Here is a 9,376-nt window from a genome sequence, read left to right on the forward strand (position 1 = left end):
CGGTCCATGGTCTGGGCCTGGCGCCGCCGTTCGCCGCGCGAGGCACCGCGTCGGGGCGACTTCGGCGGGGCGGCCCCTGCCTGTGCGGTGGGCACCCGCCGCGCCTGCTGGGGCGGCCCCGCGCGTCGCTGCCCGACGGCCCACGGCATGCGCGCGGCCGGAGCAGCGGCGGGGCGTCCCTGTGGAGCGCGCTGCCCGGCACGGGCGAAACGCGCTCCGCGCGGGGGGCCGCCTCGCACCGGGACGCGGCGGCCCGCGGCCCTGAGCGGGCCTACGCGGCGCGCTCCTGTTCGCGTTCCACCTGCTCGTTCCATTCACGCTTGATCGCGCGCCACGCCTCGTCCGACTTGCCCAGACGCCAGTAGCCCGAGATCGACAACTGCTCGCGCGGGACGCCGCGTTCCATGCGGAGCCGACGGCGCAGTTCCTTCACGCAGCCCGCCTCGCCGTGGACGAACGCGCTGACCTCGCCCTCCGGGAAGTCCAGCGCCGCCACCGCGGCCACCAGGGCCTCGCCCGCCGGGCGGTCGCCGCGGTGCAGCCAGGTGATGTCCACGCCGTCGGGCGTGGCGATCTTCTGCTCCTCCTCCGGGCCGGCCACCTCCACGAACGCGTGCACCACCGCGCCCGGCGGCATCTGTTCGAGCGCCGCGGCGATCGCCGGGAGCGCGCTCTCGTCGCCCGCCAGCAGGTGCCAGTCGGCCGTGGGCGCGGGGGCGTACCCGCCGCCCGGGCCGAGGAAGCGCACCGTCTCGCCCGCCTGGGCGCGCGCCGCCCACGGCCCCGCGAGGCCTTCGTCGCCGTGCACGACGAAGTCGATCGTCAGCTCGCGCTGCGCCGCGTCCCAGTACCGCACGGTGTACGTGCGGTTGGCGGGCCACTGGTCGCGCGGGAACTCCTCGCGGATCCGCTCCATGTCGAACGGCTCCGGATAACGCACGCCCGCCGCCGGGAAGACGAGCTTCACGTAGTGGTCGGTGTACTCGCCGATCCCGAACGAGGACGACGCGTCGAGGCCCAGCACCACCCGCACCATGTGCGGCGTCAGCCGCTCGGTGCGCACGACCTTCGCCTCGTGGACCTTCGGTGCCTTGCGGACCGGTCGCTCTGACACGGTGCTCTCCCTGGGACGTGTGCGTGCTTAGGCTTGCCTAAGTTAACACTTCCCCCGGCTCGGCACCTCAGTGCTCCAGCGCCGACAGGAGCCGCACCACGGCCCCGCCCAGGCCCCACCGCTCCGCCAGCTCCTGCAGCGCGCCCGGGTCGCGCGGCGCGCTCGGCAGGGACGCGTCGAACGCAGGCAGCGGCACGTCGGAGGCGACCCTGACGACCTTCGGCGCCACGGCGACGTACGCCCGCGCCTCGTCCAGCCGCTTGCGCTGCGAGGGCGTCAGCTTCGACGTGCGGTCGTCGACCGCCGCCATGATCCCGGCCAGGTCGCCGTACGTGTCGAGCAGCTTGGCCGCCGTCTTCTCGCCGATGCCCGGCACGCCCGGCAGCCCGTCGCTCGGGTCGCCGCGCAGCAGGGCCAGGTCGACATAGCCGGGCCCGTCCACGCCGTACTTCTCGCGCAGCCACGCCTCGTCCGTCACCTGCAGCGTGCCGACGCCCTTCAACGGGTACAGCACGCGCCGTTCCCGTGCGTCGTCGACGAGCTGGAAGAGGTCGCGGTCGCCGGTGACGATGTCGACCGGGCCCGGGGACCGCGCCGTCAGCGTGCCGATCACGTCGTCCGCCTCGTAACCGTCGGCGCCGACGCGGGCGATGCCGACCGCCGCCAGCACGTCCTGGATCACCGGCACCTGCGGATCCAGCGTGTCCGGTGTCTCCTCGACGTCCGGGCCCAGCTCGTGCTCCTCGGCCACCCGGTGCGCCTTGTACGTCGGGATGAGGTCGACCCGCCACTTGGGCCGCCAGTCGTTGTCCCAGCAGGCGACCAGGTCGTCCGGGCGGTGGTCCTGCACGAGGCGCGCGATGAAGTCCATCAGCCCGCGCACCGCGTTGACCGGGGTGCCGTCGGGGGCCCGGACCGAGTCGGGGACCCCGTAGTAGGCGCGGAAGTACAGGGAAGCGGTGTCGAGGAGCATCAGGCGTCGCGTCACACCGATGATGATGCCGCACCCCACTGACAGCGACCGCCGCCCGGAGGAAACCCACCACAGGCGGAAACCGCCCACGCCCCTGGCCGGACCGGCATGCCCGCGGCCTCATCCGCAAGACACCTCTGCCGTGATGTGGATCACCTTGGCGTTTGCTCTTTTGGGACCCGGGCAGGCGCGGAACCGGAGCGAATCCCGTCGTAATTTCAACCATTGCACCGGGCAAGCGGGCGAACCCCGCGGTGCTCCACGGCCTGCTCACGGGGGTGGCGGGCCGTTCTCGGTTCTACGCGTGAGGTGTATGTGTCCAGGCTGCAGGCCCAGCACTTGTACAAGGTGTTCGGCAGACGACCCGACGAAGCGGTGACCCGGCTCGAGAGCGGGGCCGACCGAGGTGAGCTGCGTGCGGACGGAACGACCGCAGCGGTCATCGACGCCTCGTTCTCCGTCGAGCCCGGTCAGATCTTCGTCGTCATGGGTCTGTCGGGATCCGGCAAGTCCACGCTGCTGCGCATGCTCAACGGACTGCTGGAGCCCACCGCCGGACGCGTCCTCTTCGACGGTCAGGACCTGACCGCCCTCAGCCCGCGCGACCTGCGCACCGTGCGCTCCACGAGTATCAGCATGGTGTTCCAGCACTTCGCGCTCTTCCCGCACCGCAGCGTGCTGGAGAACGCCGCCTACGGCCTCGAGGTGCAGGGCGTCCCCCGCGCCGAACGCGCCGAGCGGGCCGCCGAGGCCCTGGAGCTGGTGGGCCTCGCCGGCTGGGAGAACTCCTGGCCCGACGAGCTCTCCGGCGGCATGCAGCAGCGTGTCGGCCTCGCCCGCGCCCTGGCCACCGACGCCGATCTGCTGCTCATGGACGAGTCCTTCAGCGCGCTCGACCCCCTGATCCGCCGCGACATGCAGGACCAGTTGCTGGAGCTGCAGAAGCGCCTGAAGAAGACCATCGTCTTCATCACCCACGACCTCAACGAGGCCATGCGCCTCGGTGATGCGATCGCGGTGATGCGTGACGGCAGGATCGTCCAGCTCGGCACCGCCGAGGACATCCTCGTCACGCCCGCCAACGACTACGTGGCCTCCTTCACCCAGGACGTCGACCGCTCCCGCGTGCTCACCGCCGGCGCGATCATGGCCGATCCGGACACCGTGTACGGCACCCCGACCGACAGCGGCGAGGAGATGCGCGACGCGCAGGACGTGCTGGCCGCGGCACCCGCCACGGTCGGCGCCGACACGCCGGTCGCCGAGCTGTTCACCCCGTGCTCCACCAGTGGCGTCGCCGTCGCGGTCACGGACGACGACGGCAGGCTCATCGGCGTCGTCCCGAGGGCACGGCTGCTCGCGGCCCTCGGCGAGCCGATGACCCCGGGCACGTCCCTCGACGTGCCCGCGCAGGCCACGCCCGCCGAGCAGACGGCCGCCCCTGAGAAGCCGGCTTCCCCCGAGGACCCCGCGAAGACGGCTTCCGGGCCGGACAAGGCGGTGGCCCGTGCCTAGGCTCCACCTCGGCGACTGGGTCGACAGCGGTGTCGACTGGCTCCAGCGCCACCTCTCCTGGCTGTTCGACGCGATCAGCTCGCTCGTCACCGGCATGTACGACGGGATCGACGCGGCGCTGTCCGCGCCCGAGCCGCTGCTCTTCGCCGGCGTCCTCGCGGTCGCCGCCTGGTGGCTGCGCGGGCTGCTCGCCGGTGTGCTCGCGTTCGCGGGCTTCGCCCTGATCGACTCCATCGAGCTGTGGAACGACGCGATGTCGACCCTCTCGCTGGTGCTCGTCGCGACCATCGTGACGCTGGTGATCTCCGTACCGCTCGGCATCTGGGCCTCGCGCTCCAAGGCCGTCAGCGCCGTCACCCGGCCGGTACTGGACTTCATGCAGACCATGCCGGCGATGGTCTACCTGATCCCCGGCATCATCTTCTTCGGCGTCGGAGTCGTCCCCGGCATCATCGCCACCATCGTGTTCGCCCTGCCGCCCGGCGTCCGGATGACCGAGCTCGGCATCCGGCAGGTCGACGGCGAACTCGTCGAGGCGGCCGAGGCGTTCGGCACCACGCGGCGCAACACCCTGCTGCGCGTCCAGCTGCCGCTCGCCCTGCCGACGATCATGGCCGGCATCAACCAGGTCATCATGCTGGGCCTGTCGATGGTGGTCATCGCGGGCATGGTCGGCGGCGGCGGCCTCGGCGGCGCGGTCTACCGCGCCATCGGCAACGTCGACATCGGTCTCGGCTTCGAGGCCGGCATCTCCATCGTGATCCTGGCCATGTACCTGGACCGGATCACCGGCGCGCTGGGCCGCCGAATCTCCCCGCTCGGCCGCCGCGCGCTGGCCAAGGCCCGTGCGGTGGCCGGCGGCGGCAAGATCTGGAACCACCGCCCCCGGCCCGCCGTGGCCGTCGTGGGCATCGTCGTCCTCGCGCTCGCCGCCGGCGGCATGGGCGTGTTCGGCGGCGCGACGACACAGAACACCTCGGACGCGGCGAACGTCGGCCAGGGCGAGAAGATCTCCGTCGGCTACATCCCCTGGGACGAGGGCATCGCCTCCACGTTCCTGTGGAAGGAACTGCTGGAGCAGCGGGGCTTCGAGGTCGAGACCAAGCAGCTGGAGGCCGGCTCGCTCTACACCGGCCTCGCCGGCGGCCAGATCGACTTCCAGACCGACGCCTGGCTCCCCGTCACCCACGCCTCCTACTGGGAGAAGTACCGGGACAGGCTGGAGGACATGGGCGCCTGGTACGGCCCCACCTCGCTGGAGCTGTCCATCCCGTCGTACATGAAGGGCATCGACTCCCTGGAGGACCTCAAGGGCAGGTCCGGCCAGTTCAAGGGCCGCATCATCGGCATCGAGCCCAGCGCCGGGATGATGGGCCTCCTCAAGGACGAGGTCCTGAAGGACTACGGCCTGGAGGGCGAGTACGAGGTCGTCGACGGCTCCACGCCCGGCATGCTCGCCGAGCTGAAGCGCGCGTACGACAAGAAGGAGCCCGTCGTCACCACCCTGTGGTCGCCGCACTGGGCCTACAGCACCTACGACCTGAAGAAGCTGAAGGACCCCAAGGGCTCCTGGGGCAAGGGTGACGGTGTGCACACGCTCGCGCGCAAGGGCTTCAGCGCCGACAACCCCCGGGTCGGCGAGTGGCTGAAGAACTTCGAGATGAGCGAGAAGCAGCTCACGGACCTCGAGGCGAGGATCCAGGAGACCGGCAAGGGCAAGGAGCAGGAAGCCGTCCGCGCCTGGCTGAAGGACAACCCCGGCCTCGCCGACGAGTGGACCCCCGTCGGCAAGGCGGGCAGGGCCGCGGGCGGCGAGGGCGACGAGATCCACACCGTCGCCTCGAAGGACTTCCCCGCGCAGTACCCCCGGCTGACCGAGTGGTTCGAGAACTTCCGGCTGGACGAGAAGCAGCTCGCCGGCCTGGAGAACGAGATCCAGAAGCACGGCACCGGGCACGAGGAGGAAGCGGTACGGGCCTGGATGGCGAAGGACCCGGGCATCGCCGACCGGATCGCCCCGATCTGACCGCGCCGCACCCGCCGCCGTACCCGCGACAGGGGTGGTCCCCTGCCGAGCCGCACCGCCGGCATGGCAGGGGACCCACCCCTTTCGGCCGAGACCGCCGGGATCGCGCTACTCCAGCGCTCGATGAGTACGGATGGGCCAATGCTGCGTATGGTGATACAGGACCCAGGGGAGGGGAGCCCGGCCCATGGACGCGAAGGACGCGAAGGACGCCAAGGAGAGGGAAGAGCCTCTCCGGGTGGGCGCGGCCGTGCGCAAACGGCGCCGGGCACTGCGCCTGACCCTCGCCGCCGTCGCGGCCCGCAGCGGCCTGTCCGTGCCCTTCCTCAGCCAGATCGAGAACGAACGCGCCCGTCCCAGCATCCGCTCCCTCCAGCGCGTCGCCGACGCCCTCGACACCACGGCGGAGACCCTGCTCGCCGCCTCCGACGCGGCCCGCACCATCGACCTCGTACGCGCCGGTGACAGCACCCACCCCGGCGCGCCGCCGCCGGGCGTGCGCGCGCTGGTGCGCGGCCGCCACCAGCTGCACGCCGCGGAGTACAGCGGCGAGCGCGAGACGGAGGGCGAGTTCCAGCACCGCAACGACGAGCTGATGTACGTGGCCGAGGGAGCCGTCGAGGTGGAGGCCGAGGGTCGCGCCCACCGGCTCGGCCCCGGCGACTCGCTGTTCCTGTCCGGCGGCGTACGGCACCGCTGGCGGGCCACCACCGCCGACACCCGCCTCCTCGTCGTCGCGGTCGCCGACCACATCGCGGCGAGCAACGACCCGCGGGGCTGACCGCGTGCGCGTCGTCTCCCTGGTGCCCTCGCTGACCGAGGCCGTCGCCACGACCGCGCCCGGGCTGCTGGTCGGCGCCACCGACTGGTGCAGCAGGCCCGCCGGCCTCGACGTCGTACGCGTCGGCGGCACCAAGAACCCCGACGTGGCGGCCGTCGCGGCGCTGCGGCCCGACCTCGTGCTCGCCAACGAGGAGGAGAACCGGGAGCCCGATCTCGCGGCGCTGCGCGCGGCCGGGATCGAGGTCATGGTCACCGAGGTGCGCGGCCTGGACCAGGCGCTGAGCGAGCTGGAGCGGGTCCTCGTCGACGGCTGCGGCCTCGTCCGGCCGGCGTGGCTGGACGACGCCCGGCGGGTCTGGTCGTCCGTCGAGCCCGTCGCCGGGACGCGGGCGGTCGTCCCGATCTGGCGCAGGCCCTGGCTGGTGCTCGGCCGCGACACCTTCGCCGGGGACCTGCTCGCCCGCCTCGGCGTCGGCAACGTCTACGCAGGCCACGCCGACCGCTACCCGCGCCTCCCGCTCGACGAACTGCGGGGCAGCGGCGCGGACCTGGTCGTCCTGCCCGACGAGCCGTACGCCTTCGGACCCGACGACGGCCCCGAGGCATTCCCGGCGCTCTCCGCCGCGCTCGTCGACGGGCGTTCGCTGACCTGGTACGGGCCGTCCCTCGTCGACGCGCCCGGTGTGCTCAGCGCCGCGCTGCGAGCAGCTCTCCGCGCAGCACACCCCGGACGGTGAGGGCGCCGGCCACGGCCCACGCCACGACGAGGAAGGCGTACAGGACGATCGCCAGCCACTCGTAGGCCGCCAGTCCGGTGTGGCGGGCCAGTGTCTGCGCCCCCGTCACGCACGTGCCGACCGGGAAGGTGAACGCCCACCAGCTCATCGTGAACGGCAGTCCCGCACGGGCGGCCCGCACCACCATCGCGCCGGCGAGCGCCAGCCACAGCAGGGCGAAACCCATGACCGGCACGCCGTACACGACGGCGAGCGCGCCGAGACCGTGCGCGTACGACGCCTCGACCGCGCCCGGAGCCACGTCCGCCAGCTTGTTCACGGCGGTCGTCGACTGGCCGAGCGGACCGAGGACCAGGAACAGGGCGGGCGTCAGCGCCAGCGGCAGCGGGCCGTGGTGCACGAGCCCCGCGAAGACGACCGGCAGGATGAGCAGCGTCGCCAGCAGGCTGACCCCGAATTGGGCGTAGCTCGCCAGCAGCAGCGCCTCCCGCCACTGGCCGGCGGGTAGATGCGGCACCAGCAGCGGGCCGAAGGACGCGGAGACCATCGGCGCCACGACCGGCAGCAGCCACACGGGCGAGGCACTGCCCGGGGTCACCTGGTGACGCACGACCATGAGGTACGGCACGGCCACGGCGACCACGAGCCCCACGGCCGTCCCCACCGCGAACAGCGCGGCCGCGACGATCAGGGCCGCCTGCCCGCCGACCAGGTCGCGGCCGGCCGTCAGTGCGCCCGCGCCGACCGCCAGCAGCGCCATCGACAGACAGCCGTAGAACGGCGCGACGGCAGGGTCGAGCAGGTGCGCACGGGCCCGGTCGTCATGACGGGCCCAGTGCGCGGCGCGGGCCGCGAGCAGGACCATCAGCAGAACGGCGGACAGCGCCCACACGGCGGTGCACGCGGCGTGCAGCCCCGGCACGCGTACCGGAAGCGCGTCGCCGGCCGTGCCGACGATCGCGGTGCCCATGACCGCCGCGTACCAGTTCGGGCCGAGCTCCCTGACGGACGGCAGCCGCACGGCGAACGAGCGCCGGGACGAGTCGGACAAGGGACTGCTGGGCTGGGCGACGGTGACCATGGCGTCACCTTCGTGCCCGCCCGCACAGCCCGCCAGGGACCAATCTCCTATCACCTCATAAACTGGTCTTATGAGTGACGAGGAGCGTGTGCCGCTCGCCCACCGCGTGCCCGACCTGGGAGCGCTCGAACTGCTGCTCGCCGTCGCCCGGCACGGCAGCCTGGGGCGCGCCGCCCGCGAGCTGGGCATCACCCAGCCGGCGGCCAGCAGCCGCATCCGTTCCATGGAACGCCAGCTCGGGGTGGCCCTCGTCGACCGCTCCCCGCGCGGCTCGCGGCTCACCGAAGCGGGAGCGCTCGTGACCGACTGGGCGCGGCGGGTCGTCGAGGCGGCCGAGGCGTTCGACGCGGGAGCCCAGGCGTTGCGAGGGCGTCGTGACTCGCGGCTGCGGGTCGCCGCTAGCATGACGATCGCCGAATACCTCCTGCCCGGCTGGCTGATCGCGCTGCGCGAGGAGCGCCCCGGCACAGCCGTCTCGCTGCTCGCCGGGAACTCCGCGGCGGTCGCGGAGCGGCTGCTCGCGGGGGAGGCGGACCTGGGCTTCGTGGAGGGCCTGGCCGTCCCGGAGGGGCTGGACGGGGCGGTCGTCGGCCACGACCGCCTGTTCGTGGTCGCCGCGCCGGCCCACGCCTGGGCGAGGCGGCGGCGCGCCGCCCTCACCCCCGAGGAACTGGCCGCGTCCCCGCTCGTCCTGCGCGAACGCGGCTCCGGTACACGGCAGGTCCTCGACTCCGCGCTGTCCCGGTACGGCGGGCTGGCCGAACCGCTGCTGGAGCTGGCCTCGACGACCGCGGTGAAGGCGGCGGCGGTGAGCGGGGCGGGTCCGGCGGTCCTGAGCGAGCTGGCGGTGACGGAGGAGCTGGCGTCGCGCCGCCTGGTCCGGATTCCGGTGGAGGGCGTCCGTCTCGACCGCGACCTGCGAGCGGTCTGGCCCCACGGCCAACGCCCCGCCGGCCCGGCCCGCGACCTGCTCTCCCTGACGCGAGCGCCGCGGTAGCGGGGCGCAGGCCGGGGATCCGCTGCGTGAGCTTTCCCCCCAACAACCGGGGCGCTGCCTGGCGGCCGTGGCAGGGGCCGACGGGCTGGTTTCGCGCAGCGAAATTCAGCCTCGCCGGCGTTTGAGGCGCGGGGGTGCGGGGGCGGAGCC

General features: G+C 73.0%; 8 protein-coding genes. 5 read left to right on the plus strand and 3 right to left on the minus strand.

Annotated elements, in window-relative coordinates; all coding sequences use genetic code 11:
• Positions 1-271: 271 nt before the first annotated feature.
• Both ACLB9X_RS27140 and ACLB9X_RS27145 read right to left on the minus strand, forming a co-directional pair.
• On the minus strand, positions 272-1,114 hold the full coding sequence (locus ACLB9X_RS27140; RefSeq protein ID WP_410363036.1) for a siderophore-interacting protein: 843 nt from the start codon (positions 1,112-1,114) through the stop codon (positions 272-274).
• Between the two features lie 67 nt (positions 1,115-1,181).
• Positions 1,182-2,087 (minus strand): 5'-3' exonuclease H3TH domain-containing protein, encoded by a 906-nt coding sequence (locus tag ACLB9X_RS27145; RefSeq protein WP_410363047.1) that lies wholly within the window; start codon positions 2,085-2,087, stop codon positions 1,182-1,184.
• Positions 2,088-2,402: 315 nt separating this feature from the next.
• On the opposite strand from ACLB9X_RS27145, the gene ACLB9X_RS27150 reads away from it, so the two are divergent.
• The 4 genes from ACLB9X_RS27150 to ACLB9X_RS27165 all read left to right on the plus strand — a co-directional run bounded on the left by ACLB9X_RS27150 (position 2,403) and on the right by ACLB9X_RS27165 (position 7,148).
• Positions 2,403-3,602: a glycine betaine/L-proline ABC transporter ATP-binding protein gene (locus ACLB9X_RS27150; RefSeq protein ID WP_410363037.1), complete on the plus strand. Its 1,200-nt coding sequence runs from the start codon at positions 2,403-2,405 to the stop codon at positions 3,600-3,602.
• A complete protein-coding gene (locus tag ACLB9X_RS27155; protein ID WP_410363038.1) occupies positions 3,595-5,628 on the plus strand; it encodes an ABC transporter permease/substrate binding protein in 2,034 nt (677 codons plus the stop codon). Before ACLB9X_RS27150 ends, ACLB9X_RS27155 begins: the two co-directional genes overlap by 8 nt.
• Before the next feature lie 187 nt (positions 5,629-5,815).
• Positions 5,816-6,409, plus strand: a complete 594-nt coding sequence (locus tag ACLB9X_RS27160) for a helix-turn-helix domain-containing protein (RefSeq protein ID WP_410363039.1) — start codon at positions 5,816-5,818, stop codon at positions 6,407-6,409.
• A gap of 4 nt (positions 6,410-6,413) precedes the next feature.
• Positions 6,414-7,148: a helical backbone metal receptor gene (locus ACLB9X_RS27165; RefSeq protein ID WP_410363040.1), complete on the plus strand. Its 735-nt coding sequence runs from the start codon at positions 6,414-6,416 to the stop codon at positions 7,146-7,148.
• Here ACLB9X_RS27165 and ACLB9X_RS27170 read toward each other — a convergent pair.
• Positions 7,099-8,229, minus strand: a complete 1,131-nt coding sequence (locus ACLB9X_RS27170; RefSeq protein ID WP_410363041.1) for a TDT family transporter — start codon at positions 8,227-8,229, stop codon at positions 7,099-7,101. The two genes, ACLB9X_RS27165 and ACLB9X_RS27170, sit on opposite strands and share 50 nt — an antisense overlap.
• Positions 8,230-8,299: 70 nt before the next feature.
• Between ACLB9X_RS27170 and ACLB9X_RS27175 the strand changes: the two genes are divergently transcribed.
• On the plus strand, positions 8,300-9,226 hold the full coding sequence (locus tag ACLB9X_RS27175) for a LysR family transcriptional regulator (protein ID WP_410363042.1): 927 nt from the start codon (positions 8,300-8,302) through the stop codon (positions 9,224-9,226).
• Positions 9,227-9,376: the final 150 nt, after the last annotated feature.

It is taken from the genome of Streptomyces sp. 5K101 (assembly GCF_046506645.1).
Lineage (GTDB): Bacteria > Actinomycetota > Actinomycetes > Streptomycetales > Streptomycetaceae > Streptomyces.